Source organism: Actinomadura sp. WMMB 499, from assembly GCF_008824145.1.
Lineage (GTDB): Bacteria > Actinomycetota > Actinomycetes > Streptosporangiales > Streptosporangiaceae > Spirillospora.
Map to the genome: position 1 here is coordinate 2,285,447 of NZ_CP044407.1, position 21,972 is coordinate 2,307,418.

Consider the following 21,972-nt stretch of genomic DNA (forward strand, 5'->3'; position numbering starts at 1 on the left):
AGGGCCGGGCGGACGCCCGCGCCGCGCGCCTCGTCCGCGAGCCGCGCCAGCCCTTCGACGGTCGGGGCTCCGAACAGTTCCCGGATCCCGATCTCGGCGTCCAGCACCCGGCGGATCCCGGCGATGAGCCGCATCGCGAGGAGCGAGTCGCCGCCGAGGTCGAAGAACGAGTCGTCCGCACCGACCCGCTCGACACCCAGCACCTCGGCGAACAGGCCGGCGAGCAGTTCCTCGGCCGGGTTGGCGGGGGCGCGGCCCGCGGCGCGTCCCGCGAGGTCGGGGGCGGGCAGCGCAGCCCGGTCGAGCTTGCCGTTCCGGGTCACCGGGAGCGCGTCCAGCGGGACGAACGCGGCCGGGACCATGTACTCGGGGAGCCGGGCGGCCGTGAAGGCGCGCAGTCCGGCGAGGTCGGGGCCGCCAACGACGTAGGCGACGAGCCGTTCGACGCCGGGGCGGTCCTCGCGGGCGACGACCGCCACCTGCTCGACCCCGTCGTGCGCGGACAGGACGGCCTCGACCTCCGCGGGCTCGATCCGGAACCCGCGGATCTTCACCTGCTCGTCGGCGCGCCCCGCGAACTCCAGCACCCCGGCGTCCGTCCAGCGGGCCAGGTCACCGGTCCGGTACATGCGGGCGGAGCCGCCGAACGGGTTCGCGACGAACCTTTCGGCGGTCAGGCCGGCGCGGCCGGTGTAGCCGCGCGCCACGCCGGCGCCCGCGATGTACAGCTCGCCCACCACGCCCGGAGCGGCCGGGTGCAGGAAGTCGTCCAGGACGTAGATCCGGGTGTTGTCCAGGGGCCGCCCGATCGGCACCGACGGCGGGACCGCGTCGCCGGACGAGAACGGCAGGTGCGTCGCGAAGCCCGTCGTCTCGGTCGGGCCGTAGGTCGTCCGTACGGTGAGGTCGGGATGGTGCTCCAGGAGCGTGCGGGCGGCCGCCGAGGAGACGACGTCGCCGCCCGTCAGCACCTCGCGGACCCCCGCGAAGATCTCCGGAGACTGCTCCGCCAGTACCCGGAACAGGCCGGACGGCGCCACCACGTGCGTCGCCCGGTGCTCGGCGATCAACGCACCGCGCTCCGCCGCGCCCGCCTCGCCCGGCGGCACGATCAGCAGCCGCCCGCCGCGCAGCAGCGGCGCCCAGATCTCGTACGTCGAGGCGTCGAACGCGTGGTTGGCCTGCACGAGGACGCGCTCGACGACGTCGTCGCGCCAGGCGGTGTCGAGGGCGAACGCCGCCACGTTCGCGTGCGTGACCGCCACGCCCTTCGGCGTCCCCGTCGAACCCGACGTGTACATCACGTACGCGAGGTCCTCCGGTGAGACCGGAACGCGCGGGTTCTCCTCGACCGGCTCGAACGCGTCGCCGTCCGTGAGCACGACCGTCACCCCGGCCTCGGCCGCCATCGCCGCCGACCGCTCCCCGGGCTGCGAGACGTCCAGCGGCACGTACGCCGCTCCCGCCTTCAGCACCCCCAGGAATGTCGCGATCAGCTCCGCCGACCGCTCCATCCGCACGCCCACCGGTGTCCCGCGGCCGACGCCGCGGCGGGCGAGCCCGCGGGCCACCCCGTTCGCCCGCGCGTTCAGCTCCGCGTACGTCCACGCCGCGCCGTCCGCGACGACCGCGACCGCGTCCGGGGCCCGCTCGACCCGGGCCTCGAACAGTTCGGCCGGCGACCCGCCCGGCACCGGACGGTCGGTGCCGTTCCACTCGCCCACCACCAGCCGGCGCTCGCCGGCCGACAGGACGTCGACATCCGCGACCCGGACGTCCGGGTCGGCCGCGACCTGCTCCAGCACCCGCACGAGCCGCTCCGACAGGGCGCGGACCGTCGACTCGTCGAACAGGTCGGCCGCGTACTGGATCTCCCCGCCGAACCCCGCCGGGACGCCCTCCGCGTTGCGGTACTCGGCGAGGTCCACCGAGAGGTCGAACCGGGCGGTCACGGTCTCGTCCGGTGGAGGCGGGGACACGCTCAGGCCGGGCAGGTCCCACTGCTCCCGCTCCGGGGGCGCCCCCAGGAAGCTGAGCATCACCTGGAACAGCGGGTGCCGTGCCAGCGACCGCGCCGGGTTGAACTCCTCGACGAGCCGCTCGAACGGGACGTCCTGGTGCGCGAACGCCGCCAGGTCCGTCTCCCGGACGCGCGCGAGCAACTCGGCGAACGTCGGGTCGCCGCTCACGTCCGTCCGCAGCACCAGCGTGTTCACGAAGAACCCGGCGAGGTCCTCCAGGCCGGCGTCGCCGCGCCCGGCGACCGCCGTCCCGATCGGGACGTCCGTGCCCGCGCCGACCTTGCCGAGCAGCACCGCGACGGCGGCCTGCGCCACCATGAACATCGTGACGCCGTTGCGCCGCGCCAGGTCGACGAGCCGGGCGTGCACGGCCGCACCGACCTCGACCGGCACCGAGCCGCCGCGGAACGACGCCTCCCCGGCCGCGGGCGGTCCGCGGGGAGCCCCAGTTCCTCTGGCGCGCCCGCGAGCGCGCCGCGCCAGTAGCGGAGCTGCGCGGCGACGAGGCTCTCGGGGTCGTCCGGGTCGCCGAGCACCTCGCGCTGCCACAGCGCGTAGTCGGCGTACTGGACGGGCAGCGGCTCCCAGCCGGGGGCCGCACCGGCGTGCCGGGCGGCGTACGCCGCCCGCAGGTCGCGGGCCAGCACCGCCATCGAGCCGCCGTCGACGGCGATGTGGTGCGCCGTGATCACCAGGACGGATTCGGTGGGCGACAGGACGAGCAGCCGCGTCCGCCAGGGCAGGTCGCGGGACAGGTCGAACCCCCGTCCCGTCTCCCTGGCCGCGGCCTCCGCCACGTCCCGCTCGCCGACCTCCTCGACGGCCAGGGGCGGGCGCCCGCCGGCGCCCGACACGATCCGCTGGTGCGGGACGCCGTCCCGGTCGGGGAAGACCGTGCGGAGGCTCTCGTGCCGATCCGCGACATCGCCGAGGGCCGCCTCCAGCGCGGCGGCGTCCACCTCGCCCGACAGCCGCAGCACCAGCGGCACGAGGTAGCCCGCGCCCGCCCCGGCCTCCTCCAGCCGGTTCAGGAACCACATGCGCTGCTGCGCGTACGACAGCGGCACCGCGTCCGGGCGTTCCCGCGCCACCAGCGGCGCGCGGGAGCCGCCGCCCCGCCCGTCCGCCACGAGCCGAGCCAGCCCCGCGACGGTCGGGGACGCGAACAGGTCGCGGATGCTCACCTCGACGCCCAGCACCGACCGGATCCGGGCGATGAGCCGCATCGCCAGCAGCGAGTCGCCGCCCAGCTCGAAGAACGAGTCCTCCGCGCCGGCCGAGGGTGCCCCCAGCACGTCCGCGAACACCGTGCACAGGACTTCCTCGGTCGGCGTGACCGGTCCCCGCCCGGCGGGCGACCCGCCGAAATCGGGTGCCGGGAGCGCGGCACGGTCGACCTTGCCGTTCGGCGTCACCGGGATCGCGTCCACCGCCACGAACGCCGCCGGAACCATGTGGTCCGGCAGCCGCGCGGCCGTGAACTCGCGCAGCGCGGCCTGCTCCGCGTCGCCGACGACGTAGGCGATCAGCCGCCGCACGCCCGCGTCCTCGCGGGCGACGACGACGGCCCGCCGGACCCGCTCGCAGGCCGCGAGCACCGTCTCGATCTCGCCCGGCTCGACCCGGAACCCGCGGATCTTCACCTGCTCGTCGGCGCGCCCCGCGAAGACGAGGTCGCCCCCGGGCGTCCACCGCGCCAGGTCGCCCGTCCGGTACATCCGGTGCCCGGGCGGGCCGAACGGGCACGCCGCGAACCGCTCGGCCGTCAGGGCGGGACGGCCCGCGTACCCGCGGGCCAGGCTCGCCCCGGCCACGTACAGGTCCCCCACCACCCCGGGCGCCACCGGGCGCAGCCGCCCGTCCAGGACGAACGCCCGCGAGTTCCACACCGGACGCCCGATCGGCACCACGCCCCCGGCGCCCGGTGACAGCGGCGACGACATGGCCGCGCACACCGTCGTCTCCGTCGGCCCGTACGCGTTCACAAAGCGCCGCCCGCCCGCGAACCGCTCCACCAGTTCCGGCGGGCACGCCTCGCCCGCCACCACCAGCGTCGCCAGGCCGTCCGGCAGTTCCTCCTCACCGGCCGGCACCGACGGCGGCACCGTCACGTGCGTCACTCCGAGCGCGCGGGCCGCCTCGCCCAGCCCGCGGCGCGGCGGCATGTCCGCCGGCCTCGCCAGCAGCAGCGTCGCCCCGGAGAGCAGCGCCATGCAGAGCTCCGAGAACGCGGCGTCGAACCCGAGCGCCGCGAACTGCAGCACCCGCGCCCCGGGCGCCACCCCGAACCGTTCGATCTGCGCACCGGCCAGGCTCCCGACCCCGCGATGCGTGACCACGACGCCCTTGGGCCGCCCGGTCGAACCGGACGTGTAGACGACGTAGGCGGGATGGTCCGGGCGGAGCGGCGCCACCCGGTCGGCGTCCGCCGGCGCCGTCGCCGGCCGCGCCGCCGTCGCCGCGGCGACGCCCGCGCCGTCCAGGACGAGGCGCGGGGGCCCGCCCACCAGCGGCGCGGTGGCGTTCGTGCAGACGACCAGTGCCGGCGCCGCGTCGTCCAGCACCAGCGCGACCCGCTCCGCCGGGTATCCCGGATCGATCGGCACCCACCCCGCACCGGCCTTCGCCACGGCCAGCACCACCGCCGGCAGGTCCGCCGACCGGTCCAGCAGCACCCCGACCAGGCACTCGGGCCCGACGCCGCGCGCGATCAGCTCGTGCGCCAGCCGGTTCGCCCGCGCGTCCAGCTCGGCGTAGCTTAACGCCACGTCCCCGGACTCCACCGCGACCGCGTCCGGGGTCCGCTCGACCTGCGCCTCGAACAGCTCCGGGAGCGTCCCGTCCGTCCCGGGGCGGCCGGTGTCGTTCCACTCCGAGAGGATCCGCCGCCGCTCTCGCGCCGACAGCACCTCGATCTCGTCCAGCCGTGCCCGCGGGTCCGCCGCGATCTGCTCCAGCACCCGTGCCAGGCGCCGCGCCAGGGCGCGGGCGGTGGACGCGTCGAACAGGTCGGCGGCGTACTGGAGGCCGCCGCCGATCCCGGCCGGGGCACCGTCCGCGTCCCACTGCTCGGCGAGGGTGAACGAGAGGTCGAACGTGGCCGTCTCGCGCTCGTCCACGCCCCCGTCCACGTCCCCGTCCACGCCCCCGCCTTCGGGGCCCATGGGCAGGACCCGGAGGCCGGGCAGGTCCAGGGGCTCCTCCGCACCCCGGACGTTCTGGAACGTGAGCATGACCTGGAACAGCGGGTGCCGCGCCAATGACCGCGCCGGATTCAGGTCCTCCACCAGCCGCTCGAACGGCAGGTCCTGGTGGGCGAACGCGGCCAGGTCGGTGTCCCGGACGCGGGCGAGCAGCTCGTCCAGCGCCGGGTTCCCGCCGACGTCGGTGCGCAGCACCAGCGTGTTGACGAAGAAGCCGGCGAGGTTCTCCAGCGCGGCGTCACGGCGCCCGGCCAGCACCGTCCCCACCGGCACATCGGTACCGGCGCCCAGCTTCGACAGCAGGACCGCGAGCGCGGCCTGCGCGACCATGAACATCGTGACGCCCTGCCGCCGGGCCACGTCGGCGAGGCCGGCGTGCGTCTCGGCGTCCACGCGGACGGGCACCGAACCGGCCCGATAGGTGGCCTCGGCGGGGCGCGGGCGGTCCGTCGGCAGCGCGAGCTCCGCGGGCGCGCCCGCCAGGGCCTCCCGCCAGTGGTCGAGCTGGGCGGAGATCAGGCTCCGGGGGTCGTCGAGCTCGCCGAGTTCCGCGCGCTGCCACAGCGCGTAGTCGGCGTACTGGACGGGCAGCGGCTCCCACGCGGGCGCCCGTCCGGCCCGCGTCCGGGCGGCGTAGGCCGTCGCGAGGTCGCGGGTGACGACGCCCATCGACCAGCCGTCCACCGCGATGTGATGGGCCACCACCACCAGCGCCGACTCGGTCGGCGACGCCACCAGCAGCCGCGCCCGCCACGGCAGCTCCCGCGCCAGATCGAACGGGCGGGTCGTCTCCTCGCCCACGGCCGCGGGCAGCTCCGCCTCGCCGACCTCCGCCACGAGCAGGCGCGGACGTCCGGCCGCGCCCGCGAGGATCTCCTGCCGGGGCTCACCGTCGATGTCCGGGAAGACCGTGCGGAGGCTCTCGTGCCGGTCCGCGACGTCGCCGAGGGCCGCCTCCAGCGCGCCGACGTCCAGGTCGCCGGACAGCCGCAGCACCAGCGGCACCGTGTAGCCCGCGCCGGCACCCGCCTCCTCCAGCCGGTTGAGGAACCACATCCGCTGCTGCGCGTACGACAGCGGGACGACGTCGGGGCGGGTGCGGGCGGTGAGCGGCGACGCGGAGCCGCCGCTCCGGCCGTCCTCCACCAGACGGGCCAGCCCCGCGACGGTGGGGGACGCGAACAGGTCGCGGATGCTCACCTCGACGCCCAGCACCGACCGGATCCGGGCGATGAGCCGCATCGCCAGCAGCGAGTCGCCGCCCAGCTCGAAGAACGAGTCCTCCACGCCGATCCGCTCCACGCCGAGGACGTCGGCGAACAGGCCGCACAGGACCTCCTCGCCGGGCGTCCGCGGCCCCTGCTCCCCGGTCGAGCCCGCGAAGTCGGGGGCGGGGAGGGCTGCCCGGTCGAGCTTGCCGTTCGCGGTGACCGGGATCTGATCGAGGGTGACGAACGCGGCCGGGACCATGTACTCGGGCAGGCGGGCGGCGGCGAACTCGCGAAGGTCGGTACCGGCGGCGGTCCCGACCACGTAGGCGACGAGCCGCCGGGCGTCCGGGCCGTCCTCGCGGGCGATGACGACGGCCTGGCGGACGTCGGGGTGCGCGGTCAGGACGGCTTCGATCTCGGCGGGTTCGATGCGGAACCCCCGAATCTTGACCTGCTCGTCGGCGCGTCCCGCGAACTCCAGGACACCGTCGCCGGTCCAGCGGGCCAGGTCACCGGTGCGGTACATGCGGCCCGGGACGAAGGGGTCCGCGACGAACCGCTCACCCGTCAACGCGGACCGGGACGCATACCCCCGCGCCAGACCGCGCCCCGCGAGGTACAACTCACCCACCACGCCCGGAGGAACCGGGGACAGCCGCTCGTCGAGCACGTAGGCGCGGGTGTTGTCGAGCGGACGGCCGATGGGAACCGCCGCCGGAACCCGGTCACCGGCCCCGAAGGCCAGATGCGTCGCGAACGCGGTCGCCTCGGTCGGGCCGTAAGTCGTCCGCACCACCAACCCCGGATACGCCGCCAGCAGGCACCGCACGGCCGCGGACGACACCACATCCCCACCCGTCGACACCTCACGAACACCCGCGAAGATCTCCGGCGACTGCTCCGCCAACACCCGGAACAGACCGGCCGTCGCATGCACGTTCGTCACCCGATGCCCAGCGATCAACGCTCCCCGCTCGGCCGCATCCAGATCACCCGACGGCGCGACCACCAGCCGACCACCACGCAGCAGCGGCGTCCAGATCTCGAACGTCGACGCATCGAACGCATGATTGGCCTGCACCAGGACGGATTCGACGACCTCGTCCCGCCACGCCGAATCGAGGCAGAACGCCACCACGTTCCCGTGCGTGACCGCCACACCCTTCGGCACACCCGTCGAACCCGACGTGTACATCACATACGCCAGATCCTCCGCCCGAATGTGAACACGCGGGTTCTCCTCCACCGGCTCGAACACATCCTCACCGGTGACCACCACCGACACCCCCGCCTCCGCCACGATCGACGCCAGCCGCTCCTGCGGATGCGAGACATCCAGCGGCACATACGCCGCACCCGCCTTCAACACACCCAGCAACACCGCCACCAACTCCGGCGAACGCTCCATCCGCACACCCACCAGCGAACCGCTCCCGGCCAGCGCATGCGCGACCCCATTAGCGCGAGCGTTCAACTCCGCGTACGACCAGGACACACCGCCCGCGACCACCGCCACCGCATCCGGCGCCCGCACCACCCGCTCCTCGAACAACTCCACCAGGGACGCGTCCGGCACCGGACGAGCCGTGTCGTTCCATCCCTCCACCACCAGCCGCCGCTCCTCCCACGACAGCACCTCGATCCCGGAGACGGGAGCGTCGGCGTCGACGGCCACCTGCTCCAGCACCCGCGCCAGTCGTTCGGCGAGCGCCCGGACGGTCGGTTCGTCGAACAGGTCGACGGCGTACTGGATCTCGCCGCCGAGTCCTCCTGGGGCGCCCGTGGTGTCGCGGCGTTCGGTGAGGCCGACCGAGAGGTCGAACCGGGCCACGGCCGTCTCGTCGAGAGGTTCCGGCTGGACGCGGAGGCCGGGCAGCCGCCACGGGTCCTCGGCGTCGGTCACGTTCTCGAGGGACACCATCACCTGGAAGAGGGGGTGCCGGGAAAGGGAGCGCGGCGGGTTGAGGTCCTCGACGAGCCGCTCGAACGGGACGTCCTGGTGCGCGTACGCCGCCAGGTCCGCCTCCCGGACGCGGGCCAGCAGCTCGGCGAACGTCGGGTCGCCGCTCACGTCCGTCCGCAGCACCAGCGTGTTCACGAAGAACCCGGCCAGGTCCTCCAGCGCCGCGTCCCCGCGTCCCGCGACGGCCGTGCCGACCGGAACGTCGTCGCCCGCGCCGACCTTCGACAGCAGCACCGCCACCGCGGTCTGCGCCACCATGAACATCGTCACGCCCTGCCGCCGCGCCAACTCGGTGAGACGGGCGTGGACGTCCGCGCCGACGTCGATCGGCACGGTGCCGGCGCGGAACGACGCCTCCCCCGGGCGCGGGCGGTCCGCGGGGAGCGCGAGTTCGTCCGGGGCTCCGGCCAGGGCGTCGCGCCAGTGACCGAGCTGCCCGGAGATCGCGCTCCGGGGATCGTCGGGGTCGCCGAGCACCTCGCGCTGCCACAGCGCGTAGTCGGCGTACTGGACGGGAAGCGGCTCCCACGCCGGGGCCTCGCCGCCCGACCGGGCCGCGTAGGCGGCGCCGAGATCCCGGACGAGGACGCCCATCGACCAGCCGTCCACCACGATGTGGTGCGCCACCAGCACCAGCACCGCCTCGCGGGCCGACACCTTGAGCAGCCGGGCCCGCCAGGGCAGGTCGGCGGACAGGTCGAACCGGCGCGCCGTCTCCGCCGCGACGGCGGCCCGGACGTCGCGCTCCGCGACCTCGGCGGCCCGCAGCCGGGGCCGTGCGGCCGGGCCCTCGTGGACGTGCTGCCGGGGGACACCGTCCGCGTCGGGGAACGTGGTGCGCAGGGACTCGTGCCGGTCGGCGACGTCGCCGAGCGCGGTCTCGAGGGCGGCGGCGTCCAGGTCCCCGGTCAGGCGGAGCACGAGCGGCAGGTTGTAGGCGGCGCCGGCGCCGGCCTCCTCGAGCCGGTTGAGGAACCACATCCGCTGCTGCGCGAACGACAGCGGCACGACGTCCGGGCGTTCGCGGGCGGTCAGCGGGGCGCGGGCCGCCCCCCGCAGCCGCGCCACGCCCGCGACGGTCGGGGCGGTGAACAGGTCGCGGATGCCGACCTCGAGGCCCAGCACCGCGCGGACGCGGGAGATGAGCCGCATCGCGAGCAGCGAGTCGCCGCCGAGGTCGAAGAACGAGTCGTCCGCACCGACCCGCTCGACACCCAGCACCTCGGCGAACAGCCCGGCCAGCACCTCCTCTGCGGGGGTCGCGGGTGCACGGCCGGGGGGCCGGCCGTCGAGGTCGGGCGCGGGCAGCGCGGCCCGGTCGAGCTTGCCGGTGACGGTCAGCGGGATCTCGGCCAGCGGGACGAAAGCCGACGGCAGCATGGACTCGGGCAGCCGCGCCGCCGCGTGCGCCCGCAGCGACGTCTCGTCCGCCGCGCCGACGACGTAAGCGACGAGCCGCCGCGTGCCGGGGCGGTCCTCGCGCGCGATGACGACGGCCCGGTCCACGTGCTCGTGCGACGCCAGCGCGGCCTCGACCTCGCCGGGCTCGATCCGGACGCCCCGCACCTTCACCTGGTCGTCGGCGCGGCCCGCGAAGACCAGCTCCCCGTCGGGAGTCCAGCGGGCCAGGTCCCCGGTCCGGTACATCCGCTCGCCCGGCGCGCCGAACGGGCACGCCGTGAACCGCTCGGCGGTCAGGCCGGGACGTCCCGCGTAGCAGCGCGCGAGCTGGACGCCCGCGACGTACAGCTCGCCGACGACGCCGGGCGCCACCGGCCGGAGGTACCCGTCCAGGACGTAGGTCCGCGTGTTCCACACCGGACGGCCGATCGGCACCGGCCCACCGGCGCCGTCGCCGGGCTCGACGGGGCGCGCCGTGACGCCGATCGTGGTCTCGGTCGGTCCGTAGAGGTTGTGCAGCGGGATGCCCAGCGTCCGGTGCACCTCCCCGGCGAGGTCCGCCGGGAGGGCTTCGCCGCCGGAGAAGATCCGCCGCAGGGTCCGCGCCCGGCCGGCCACGCCGTCCTGCCGCAGGAACGCCGCGAGCATGGACGGGACGAACTCGACCACACCGACGCGTTCGCGCTCGATCAGCTCGGCCAGGTATGCGGGGTCGCGGTGCCCGTCGCGCCGCGCCGGGACGACGGTCGCCCCCACCAGCAGCGGCCAGAACAGCTCCCACACCGAGACGTCGAAGCCGGACGGCGTCTTGTGCAGCGCCCGCTCACCGACGTCGAGACCGTACTCGCCCTGCATCCAGAGGAGCTGGTTCACGACCGCGGCATGGCTGATCACCACGCCCTTCGGAACCCCGGTCGAACCGGACGTGTAGATCACGTAGGCGGGGTGCGCGGGGCGGAGCGGCACCCCGGCGGGGCGCGTGTCCGGCGTCCCGGCGCCCGGCGCCATGCCCGGCTCCAGCGTGAGCGCGGGCTCGGCGTCGGCCAGCAGGAACAGCGCCCGCTCGGCCGGCAGGCCGGGATCCAGCGGCAGGTAGGCGCCGCCCGCCTTGAGGACGCCCAGCAGCATCGCGAGCAGTTCGGCCGACCGCTCCGTCACCACGCCGACCCGGCTCTCCGGCCGCACGCCGCGCCCGATGAGCTCGTGCGCCCACCGGTTCGCGCGCCCCTCCAGCTCCGCGTACGTCCACGTGGCGTCGTCCGCGACGATCGCCACCGCGCCGGGCGTCCGCGCCGCCTGAGCCTCGAAGATGTCCACGAGAGTCCCGTCCGGGACGGGATGACCGGTGTCGTTCCACTCCCGGAGAACCTGTCGCCGTTCTTCCGGAGACAGCGGTTCGAGGTCCCGGACGCGCGTGCCGGGGTCGGCCGCGACCTGCTCCAGAATCCGCGCCAGCCGGGCCGACAGCGCCCCGACGGTCGCCTCGTCGAACAGGTCGGCGGCGAACTCGAGCTGCCCGCCGATGCCGGCGGGGGCGCCGCCGCCGTCCCGCTGCTCGGTCAGCGTCAGCGCCAGGTCGAACTGGGCCGTCCGCGCCTCGGCCGAGACGGCGAACGCGTCGACGTCCAGTCCCCGCAGCTCGAGCGGTGCACCCGTCCGCGGGGCGTTCTCGACGGACACCATCACCTGGAAGAGGGGGTGCCGAGCGAGGGAGCGCGGCGGGTTGAGGTCCTCGACGAGACGCTCGAACGGGACGTCCTGGTGCGCGAACGCCGCCAGGTCCGTGTCCCGGACGCGGGCCAGCAGCTCGGCGAACGTCGGGTCGCCGCTCACGTCCGTCCGCAGCACCAGGGTGTTCAGGAAGAACCCGGCGAGATCTTCGAGAGCGTCGTCGCCACGTCCGGCGATCTGGGTGCCGAGCGGGATGTCGGTGCCCGCGCCCATCCGCGACAGCAGGACGGCGAGCGCGGCCTGGGCGACCATGAACATCGTGACGCCGCCCTCCTGCGCCACCTCCACCAGACGCGCGTGCACATCGGCGCCGACCCGCACCGGCACGCTTCCCGCGCGGAACGTCGCGTCCGCCGTCCGGGGCCGGTCGAGCGGCAGGGCCAGCTCGTCGGGGATCCCGCCGAGGACGTCGCGCCAGTGCGTGAGCTGAGCGGAGATCATGCTGCCCGGATCGTCCAGGTCGCCGAGCACCTCCCGCTGCCACAGCGCGTAGTCGGCGTACTGAACGGGCAGCGGCTCCCAGCCCGGCGCCGCACCCCGGCGGCGCGCCTCGTAGGCCACACCCAGATCACGGGTGACGACGCCCATGGACCAGCCGTCCACCGCGATGTGGTGCGCCACCATCACCAGCACCGACTCGACCGGTGACACCACAAGCAGGCACGCCCGCCACGGCGGCTCGCTCGACAGGTCGAAGCCCCGCCCCATCTCGGCGGCGACCGCCGCCTCCAGGTCGTGCTCCCGACCGGGACGACGTGCAGTTCGGGACGGCCTGCCGCCCCCTCGAGGATCTCCTGCCGGGGGACACCGGCGGTGTCGGGGAAGATCGTGCGCAGGTTCTCGTGCCGGTCCGCGACATCGCCCAGCGCCGCCCGAAGGACCGGCACGTCCACCTCACCGGAGAGCCGGAGGCTCATCGGGACGTTGTAGACCGCGCCCGCGCCGACCTCCTCCAGCCGGTTGAGGAACCACATCCGCTGCTGGGCGTACGACAGCGGGATCGTCACCGGACGCTCGCGCGCCACCAGCGCCGCGCGCGAGCCCGTTCCGGGCACGACGTCCTCGACGGTGCGGGCCAAGGCGGCGACGGTCGGGGCCGCGAACAGGTCGCGGATGCTCACCTCGGCGTCCAGCACCGACCGGATGCGGGCGATGAGCCGCATCGCCAGCAGCGAGTCGCCGCCGAGCGCGAAGAACGAGTCCTCCGCCCCGACCGACTCGAGCCCGACGACCTCGGCGAACAGCCCGCACAGGACTTCTTCGGTCGGTGTGGCGGGTCCCCGCCCCGAGTTCGGGCCCGCGAAGTCCGGGGCGGGCAGTGCGGCCCGGTCGAGCTTCCCGTTCACCGTGACGGGCAGGGCGTCCAGCCGCACGAACGCGGCGGGAACCATGTGATCTGGCAGCTTGACGGCCGCGAACTCCCGCAGTTCCCCCTCATCGGCGTCGCCGACGATGTAGGCCACCAGGTGCTTCACACCCGGCCGGTCCTCGCGGGCCACCACCGCCGCCTGACCAACGTCCTCGTGCGCTGCGAGGACGGCTTCGACTTCGGCGGGCTCGATCCGGAACCCCCGGATCTTGACCTGCTCGTCGGCACGCCCCTCGAACACCAGCCGCCCGTCATTCGTCCAGCGGGCCAAATCCCCCGTCCGGTACATCCGCCCGCCGGAACCGTCCGGCCCGGTGAACGGGCACGCCACGAACCGCTCCGCCGTCAAGACCGCACGCCCCGCATACCCACGCGCCAACCCAGCACCCGCGATGTACAACTCACCCACCACACCCGGCGCCACCGGACGCAGAAACCCGTCCAACACGAACGTCCGCGTGTTGTCGAGCGGGACACCGATCGGAACGACCGCCGGAACATCGTCGCCGCCGGAGAACCGCACGTGCGTGGCGAAACCCGTCGTCTCGGTCGGCCCGTACGTCGAACGGACCACCAGATCCGGATGCGCCTCCAGCAGCGTTCGGACGGCTGTCGGCGACACCACGTCGCCGCCCGTCAGCACCTCGCGAACACCGGCGAAGATCTCCGGCGACTGCTCGGCCAGCACCCGGAACAGACCGGACGGCGCCACCACATGCGTCACCCGGTGCTCGGCGATCAACGCTCCGCGCTCGGCCGCGTCGAGGTCGCCCGCAGGCGCGACCACCAGCCGACCACCACGCAGCAACGGCGTCCAGATCTCATACGTCGACGCATCGAACGCGTGGTTGGCCTGCACCAGGACGGATTCGACGACCTCGTCCCGCCACGCCGAATCGAGGCAGAACGCCACCACGTTCCCGTGCGTGACCGCCACACCCTTCGGCACACCCGTCGAACCCGACGTATACATCACATACGCCAGATCCTCCGCCCGATTGTGAACACGCGGGTTCTCCTCCACCGGCTCGAACACATCCTCACCGGTGACCACCACCGACACCCCCGCCTCGGCCATCACCGCCGCGATCCGCTCCTGCGGATGCGAGACATCCAGCGGCACATACGCCGCACCCGCCTTCAACACACCCAGCAACACCGCCACCAACCCAGCCGACCGCTCCATCCGCACACCCACCAACGACCCACGCACCACACCCCGACCGACCAGGGCACACGCCACACCGTTCGCGCGAGCGTTCAACTCCCCATACGTCCACGACACACCGCCCGCGACCACCGCCACCGCATCCGGCGCCCCCGCCACCCGCTCCTCCAGCAACTCCACCAACGACACACCCGCCACCGGACGAGACGTGTCGTTCCACCCCTCCACCACCAGCCGCCGCTCCTCGGGCGACAGCACCTCGACATCCCCGACCCGAACATCCGGATCGGCCGACACCTGCTCCAGCACCCGCACCAGCCGACCCGACAGCGCACGAACCGTCGACCCGTCGAACAGATCGGCCGCGTACTGGATCTCTCCACCGAGCCCGGTCGGGGTCCCGTCCTCGCGGCGGTGCTCGGTGAGCGTCACCGAAAGGTCGAACCGCGCCACCGCCGCGTCCTCCGGAGGCAGCGGCACCGCACGCAGGCCGGGAAGGTCCCATTCGTCCCCGGGTTCGGCCGCGTTCTGCACCGCGAGGATGACCTGGAACAGCGGATGCCGCGCCAGCGACCGCGCCGGGTTCAGATCCTCGACCAGCCGCTCGAACGGGACGTCCTGGTGCGCGAACGCCGCCAGGTCCGTCTCCCGGACGCGGGCCAGCAGCTCGGCGAACGTCGGGTCGCCGCTCACGTCCGTCCGCAGCACCAGCGTGTTCAGGAAGAAGCCCACCAGGTCTTCGACGGCGGCGTCATCGCGGCCCGCGACGGCCGTGCCGAGGGGGATGTCGCCGCCCGCGCCGAGCCGGGTCAGCAGCACCGCGAGCGCGGCCTGCGCCACCATGAACATCGTGACGCCGTGCCGCTGCGCGACCTCCGCGAGCCGGGCATGCATCTCGGCGTCCGCCCGGATCGGCACCACGCCGGCCCGGAACGAGGAGTCCTGCGGACGGTGCCGGTCGACCGGCAGGGCGAGCTCCTCGGGGAGCCCGGCGAGCGCGGCGCGCCAGTAGTGCAACTGGTCGGCGAGGACGCTTCCGGAATCCTCCAGCTCACCGAGGACGTCGTGCTGCCACAGCGCGTAGTCGGCGTACTGGACGGGCAGCGGCTCCCAGCCCGGCGCCGCGCCCCGGCGGCGCGCCTCGTAGGCCACGCCCAGATCACGCGTGAGGACGCCCACGGACCAGCCGTCCACCGCAATGTGGTGCGCCACCACCGCGAGGACCGACTCGTCCGGCGACACGGTCAGCAGCCGCGCCCGCCACGGCAGTTCACGGGACAGGTCGAACCCGCACCGGATCTCGACGGCGACCGCGGCCCCCACGGCCGCCCCGCCGATCTCGTCGACGACCAGGGCGGGGCGACCCCGCGCACCGTCCAGCACCCGCTGCCGGGGGCGCCCGCCGGCGTCGGGTAGATCGTGCGCAGGCTCTCGTGCCGGTCCGCGACGTCTCCGAGCGCCGCCTCCAGCGCGGCGACGTCCACTTCACCCGACAGCCGCAGGACCACCGGCACGTTGTAGCCCGCACCCGCGCCAGCGTCCTCCAGCCGGTTCAGGAACCACATGCGCTGCTGCGCGGACGACAGCGGCACCTCGTCCGGGCGCTCCCGGGCCGTCAGCGGCGGGCGCGCTTCGCCACCGGCCCTCGCCAGGCCCGCGACGGTCGGCGAGGTGAACAGGTCACGGATGCCGACCTCGACGGCCAGTGCCGACCGGATCCGGGCGATGAGCCGCATGGCCAGCAGCGAGTCGCCGCCCAGCGCGAAGAACGAGTCCTCCACGCCGACCCGCTCCAGGCCGAGGACGTCGGCGAACAGACCGCACAGGACCTCCTCGGCGGGCGTCCGCGGCCCCCGTCCCGAGACTCCGTCCGCGAAGTCCGGCGCGGGCAGTGCCGCTCGGTCGACCTTCCCGTTCACCGTCACGGGGACGCTCTCAAGGGACACGAACGCCGCCGGAACCATGTAGTCGGGCAGCCGCACGGCCGCGAACTCCCGAAGCACGGTCCCGTCGGCCGCACCGACCACGTAGGCCACCAGGTGCTTCACGCCCGGCTGATCCTCGCGAGCGATCACAGCCACCTGGGTCACGTCCTCGTGCGCTGCGAGGACGGCTTCGACTTCGGCGGGCTCGATCCGGAACCCCCGGATCTTGACCTGCTCGTCGGCACGCCCCTCGAACACCAGCCGCCCGTCATTCGTCCAGCGGGCCAAATCCCCCGTCCGGTACATCCGCCCGCCGGAACCGTCCGGCCCGGTGAACGGGCACGCCACGAACCGCTCCGCCGTCAACACCGCACGCCCCGCATACCCACGCGCCAACCCAGCACCCGCGATGTACAACTCACCCACCACACCCGGCGCCACCGGACGCAGAAACCCGTCCAACACGAACGTCCGCGTGTTGTCGAGCGGGACACCGATCGGAACGACCGCCGGAACATCGTCGCCGCCGGAGAACCGCACGTGCGTGGCGAAACCCGTCGTCTCGGTCGGCCCGTACGTCGAACGGACCACCAGATCCGGATGCGCCGCCAGCAGGGCTTGCACCGCCGCGGACGACACCACGTCCCCACCCGTCGAAACCTCACGAACACCCGCGAAGATCTCCGGCGACTGCTCGGCCAACACCCGGAACAACCCCGCCGTCGCATGCACGTTCGTCACCCGATGCCCAGCGATCAACGCTCCGCGCTCGGCCGCGTCGAGGTCGCCCGCAGGCGCGACCACCAGCCGACCACCACGCAGCAACGGCGTCCAGATCTCATACGTCGACGCATCGAACGCATGATTGGCCTGCACCAGAACGCTCTCCACGACCTCTTCCCGCCAGGCGGTGTCGAGGCAGAACGCCGCGACGTTCCCGTGCGTGACCGCCACACCCTTCGGCACACCCGTCGAACCCGACGTGTACATCACATACGCCAGATCCTCCGCCCGAATGTGAACACGCGGGTTCTCCTCCACCGGCTCGAACACATCCTCACCGGTGACCACCACCGACACCCCCGCCTCCGCCATCACCGCGGCGATCCGCTCCTGCGGATGCGAGACATCCAGCGGCACATACGCCGCACCCGCCTTCAACACACCCAGCAACACCGCCACCAACTCCGGCGACCGCTCCATCCGCACACCCACCAACGACCCACGCACCACACCCGCCGACCCAGGCCACGCGCCACACCGTTCGCACGAGCGTTCAACTCCCCATTACGTCCACACCACACCGTCCGCGACCACCGCCACCGCATCCGGCGCCCGCACCACCCGCTCCTCGAACAACTCCACCAGGACGCGTCCGCCACCGGACGAGACGTGTCGTTCCAATCGCGAACCACCCGTCGCCACTCCTCGGGCGACAGCAGTTCGAGGTCCCGGACGCGCGCGCGAGGGTCGGCCGCGACCTGCTCCAGCAGCCGTACCAGCCGATCGGACAGCGCACGTACCGTCGACTCGTCGAACAGGTCGGCGGCGAACTCGAACTGCCCGCTGATACCGGCGGGGACGCCGTCATCGTCCCGGTGCTCGGTCAGCGCGAGTGACAGGTCGAATCGCGCCGCCATCGCCTCGGTCGGCGCGGCGAACGGTCGCACGTCCAGCCCCGCCAGTTCCACCAGAACCCCGGCCTCGGGCACGTTCTGGAGAGTGAGGGCCACCTGGAACAGCGGGTGCCGCGCCAGCGACCGCGCCGGGTTCAGGTCCTCGACCAGCCGCTCGAACGGGACGTCCTGGTGCGCGAACGCCGCCAGGTCCGTCTCCCGGACGCGGGCCAGCAGCTCGGCGAACGTCGGGTCGCCGCTCACGTCCGTCCGCAGCACCAGCGTGTTCAGGAAGAAACCGACCATGTCCTCCATGGCGGCATCGCCGCGCCCTGCCACCGGGGTGCCGAGCGGGACGTCCGTCCCCGTGCCCATCCGCGACAGCAGGACCGCGAGCGCGGCCTGCGCCACCATGAACATCGTGACGCCGCCTCGCTGCGCCACCTCCACCAGGCGCGCGTGCACACCCGCGTCGACCTGCACCGGGGCCACGCCGGCGCGGAAGGACGCGGCAGCGGTCCGGGGCCGGTCGAGCGGCAACACCAGCTCGTCCGGCATCCCCCGGAGGGCGTCGCGCCAGTGCGCGAGCTGAGCGGAGACCACGCTGCCCGGGTCGTCCGGGTCGCCGAGCACCTCGCGCTGCCACAGCGCGTAGTCGGCGTACTGGACCGGCATCGGCGCCCACCCCGGCGCCTCGCCCCGGACGCGCGCCCCGTACGCGACCCCCAGGTCACGGGTGATGAGCCCCATCGACCAGCCGTCCACCGCGATGTGGTGCGCCACCACCACCAGCACCGACTCGTCCGGCGCCACCGTCAGCAGCCGCGCCCGCCACGGCAGCTCCCGCGCCAGGTCGAACCCGCGCGACATCTCCCCCGGCTGCGCCCCGGCCAGTCCGGCCTCGCCGACCTCCGACACGACGAGACGGGGACGCCCCGGCGCGCCCGCAAGGATCTCCTGGCGGGGCTCGCCGTCGGCATCCGGGAAGACCGTGCGCAGGCTCTCGTGCCGGTCCGCCACGTCGCCGAGGGCCGCCTGCAACGCCGGGACGTCCACCTCACCCGCCAACCGCAATGCCAGCGGCACGGTGTAACCCGCGCCCGCACCGGCTTCCTCCAGCCGGTTCAGGAACCACATCCGCCGCTGCGCGAACGACAGCGGCACCACCGCCGGGCGCTCCCGCGCCACCAGCGCCGTGCGCTTCCCGCCCTGCTCCTCCCGCACCGCCCGAGCCATCTCCGCGACCGTCGGGGCACCGAACAGATCCCGGATGCCGACCTCGGCGTCCAGCACCGACCGGATGCGGGCGATGAGCCGCATCGCGAGCAGCGAGTCGCCGCCGAGGTCGAAGAACGAATCCTCCGCACCCACAGATGCGAGTCCCAACACCTCCGCGAACAACCCGCACAGGACCTCTTCGGCCGGGGTGGCGGGCCCCCGCCCGGACGCACGTCCCGCGAGGTCGGGGGCGGGCAGCGCAGCCCGGTCGAGCTTGCCGTTCCGCGTCACCGGATCTGATCGAGGGCAACGAACGCCGCCGGGACCATGTAGTCGGGCAGCCGCACGGCCGCGAACTCCCGAAGCACGGTCCCGTCCGCGTCACCGACCACGTAGGCCACGAGACGCTTCACACCCGGCTGATCCTCCCGAGCGATCACAGCCACCTGGACGACGCCCTCATGCGCGGCAAGGACGGCCTCGACTTCGGCGGGCTCGATCCGGAACCCCCGGATCTTCACCTGCTCGTCCGCGCGCCCCGCGAACTCCAGGACACCCTCGCCACTCCAGCGGGCCAGGTCACCAGTGCGATACATCCGGCCCGCGACGAAGGGGTCCGCGACGAACCGCTCACCGTCAACGCCGGACGCGACGCATACCCGCGCGCCAGACCATGGCCCGCGAGGTACAACTCACCCACCACGCCGGGAGCGACCGGGCGTAAGAACTCGTCCAGCACGTAGGCGCGGGTGTTGTCCATCGGAACCCCGATCGGCAACGTCGCCGGAACATCGTCACCCGCCGCGAAGGGAATCTGCGTCGCGAACGCGGTCGCCTCGGTCGGGCCATAAGTCGTCCGCACCACCAGCCCCGGGTGGGTTCGCAGCAGGGCTTGCACCGCCGCGGACGACACCACATCCCCACCCGTCGACACCTCACGAACACCCGCGAAGATCTCCGGCGACTGCTCGGCCAGCACCCGGAACAACCCCGCCGTCGCATGCACGTTGGTGACCCGATGCCCGGCGATCAACGCTCCGCGCTCGGCCGCATCCAGATCACCCGCAGGCGCGACCACCAGCCGACCGCCGCGCAGCAGCGGCGTCCAGATCTCGAACGTGGACGCATCGAACGCGTGGTTGGCCTGCACCAGGACGGATTCGACGACCTCGTCCCGCCACGCCGAATCGAGGCAGAACGCCACCACGTTCCCGTGCGTGACCGCCACACCCTTCGGCACACCCGTCGAACCCGACGTGTACATCACATACGCCAGATCCTCCGCCCGAATGTGAACACGCGGGTTCTCCTCCACCGGCTCGAACACATCCTCACCGGTGACCACCACCGACACCCCGGCCTCCGCCACGATCGACGCCAGCCGCTCCTGCGGATGCGAGACATCCAGCGGCACATACGCCGCACCCGCCTTCAACACACCCAGCAACACCGCCACCAACTCCGGCGAACGCTCCATCCGCACACCCACCAGCGAACCGCTCCCGGCCAGCGCATGCGCGACCCCATTAGCGCGAGCGTTCAACTCCCCATACGTCCACACCACACCGCCCGCGACCACCGCCACCGCATCCGGCGCCCGCACCACACACTCCTCGAACAACTCCACCAACGACGCGTCCGGCACCGGACGATCCGTGGCGTTCCACCCCTCCACCACCAGCCGCCGCTCCTCGGGCGACAGCACCTCGACCTCGGCGACCCGGGCGTCCGGGTCGGCGGCGAACCGCCGCAGCACCCGGACGAGCCGGTCCAGGATCGTGCGGGCGGCGGACCCGTCGAACAGGTCCGGGCGGTAGTCGAGGCGCAGCGACATGGCGTCGTCCGGGAGGACGGCCAGGATGAGCGGGTAGTGCGCCGCGTCGGCGCTGTCGACGCCGACGACCTTCAAGCCCCGGGTTCCGGGGAGTCCGGGGCGGCTTCGGCTTCGCGCAGGAGTTCTCGTAGACGAGGATCGTGTCGAACGTCGCCCCCGGTCCGGCGGCGCGCCGGATGTCGGAGAGGCCGAGGTGCTGGTGGTCCATCAGCCCGATCTGCCGGGCCTGCACCTCGGTGAGGACGTCGAGGACGGTGCGCGCCGGATCGAGGGTCACCCGCACGGGGAGCGTGTTGATGAACAGGCCGAGCATCCGCTCGACGCCCGGGAGGTCGGCGGGGCGCCCGGAGACGGTGGCACCGAACACCACGTCACGGCGCCCGGTGAGTGCGCCGATCGCCAGTCCCCACGCCCCCTGGACGAGAGTGTTGGGCGTGAGTCCGTGCAGCCGTGCGACCTCGCGCAGCGCGCCGGCCGTCTCGGCGCCCAGTGCTTCGACGACATGGCGCGGCGGCACGGACTCGGTACCCGGGGCGACGGGCGCGACGAGCGTCGGTTCGGCGACCCCGGCGAGGGCGCCGGCCCACGCCGCCCGGGCGGCGTCCCGGTCCTGGCGCTCGAGCCAGGCCAGGTAGTCGCGGTAGGGGGCGACGGGTGGCAGGACGGACGCGTCGCCGCCGGCCGCGTAGACCTGCGACACCTCCCGGAACAGGATCGGGAGCGACCAGCCGTCCAGCACGATGTGATGCATCGTGACGAGGAGCCGGTACCGGGTGCCGCTCATCCGGATCAGCACGAGGCGCAGCAGCGGCGGCGTCGCGACGTCGAAGCCGCGTTCCCGTTCGTCCTCGGCGAGCCGTTCCGCCTCCGCGCGCGCGTCGGCGGTAGGACGGCCGGACAGGTCGATCTCCCTCCAGGGCAGGACGGCCCCGGCGACGATCACCTGGACGAGCCGCGGTGCGCCCGCGGGCTGCCGGAAGCCCGCCCGCAGGCTCGCGTGCCGGTCGAGCATCGCCTGCCAGGACGCGCGCAGCACGTCCGGCTCCAGCGGCGCGGCGAGGTCCAGGACACGCTGCTCCACATAGACGTCGCGCGCCCGCTCGTCGTGGCCTGCGTGGAAGAGAAGCCCTTCCTGCAGCGGCGACAGCGGCCAGACGTCCTCAATGCGGATACGGGTCATCGCGCTCCCTCTCGCCCAATTGATCCGGCACACTCGAAGCGGACGGTATATCAGTCCGTTCGCTTTCAACGAGCGTGTCCAAATGGCCATTCTGGGAACCGCGCGAGCCATAAAGCGCTGACCATGCGGTTC

The 21,972-nt window shown here is 73.6% G+C and carries 5 protein-coding genes and 2 pseudogenes; all 7 read right to left on the minus strand.

Annotated elements, in window-relative coordinates; translation table 11 throughout:
• Position 1: 1 nt before the first annotated feature.
• Positions 2–12,238 (minus strand): annotated as a pseudogene (locus tag F7P10_RS10015) (amino acid adenylation domain-containing protein); the annotation flags it as partial.
• Positions 12,154–15,450 carry a non-ribosomal peptide synthetase gene (locus F7P10_RS44160; RefSeq protein WP_151009096.1) on the minus strand — a complete coding sequence of 1,099 codons (3,297 nt, stop codon included), beginning with the start codon at positions 15,448–15,450 and terminating at the stop codon, positions 12,154–12,156. The pseudogene F7P10_RS10015 and the gene F7P10_RS44160, both read right to left, overlap by 85 nt.
• A 41-nt stretch (positions 15,451–15,491) precedes the next feature.
• Positions 15,492–17,225 (minus strand): annotated as a pseudogene (locus tag F7P10_RS10025) (amino acid adenylation domain-containing protein); the annotation flags it as partial.
• Positions 17,150–19,117, minus strand: coding sequence for a condensation domain-containing protein (locus F7P10_RS10030; RefSeq protein ID WP_151009098.1), 1,968 nt, complete (start codon positions 19,115–19,117; stop codon positions 17,150–17,152). The pseudogene F7P10_RS10025 and the gene F7P10_RS10030, both read right to left, overlap by 76 nt.
• Positions 19,114–19,347 carry a hypothetical protein gene (locus F7P10_RS10035; protein ID WP_218040448.1) on the minus strand — a complete coding sequence of 78 codons (234 nt, stop codon included), beginning with the start codon at positions 19,345–19,347 and terminating at the stop codon, positions 19,114–19,116. The genes F7P10_RS10030 and F7P10_RS10035 overlap by 4 nt, the downstream gene beginning before the upstream one ends.
• A complete protein-coding gene (locus F7P10_RS10040) occupies positions 19,344–20,429 on the minus strand; it encodes an AMP-binding protein (RefSeq protein WP_176611388.1) in 1,086 nt (361 codons plus the stop codon). Before F7P10_RS10040 ends, F7P10_RS10035 begins: the two co-directional genes overlap by 4 nt.
• Positions 20,353–21,840: a condensation domain-containing protein gene (locus tag F7P10_RS10045; RefSeq protein WP_176611389.1), complete on the minus strand. Its 1,488-nt coding sequence runs from the start codon at positions 21,838–21,840 to the stop codon at positions 20,353–20,355. The genes F7P10_RS10040 and F7P10_RS10045 overlap by 77 nt, the downstream gene beginning before the upstream one ends.
• Positions 21,841–21,972 lie beyond the last annotated feature (132 nt).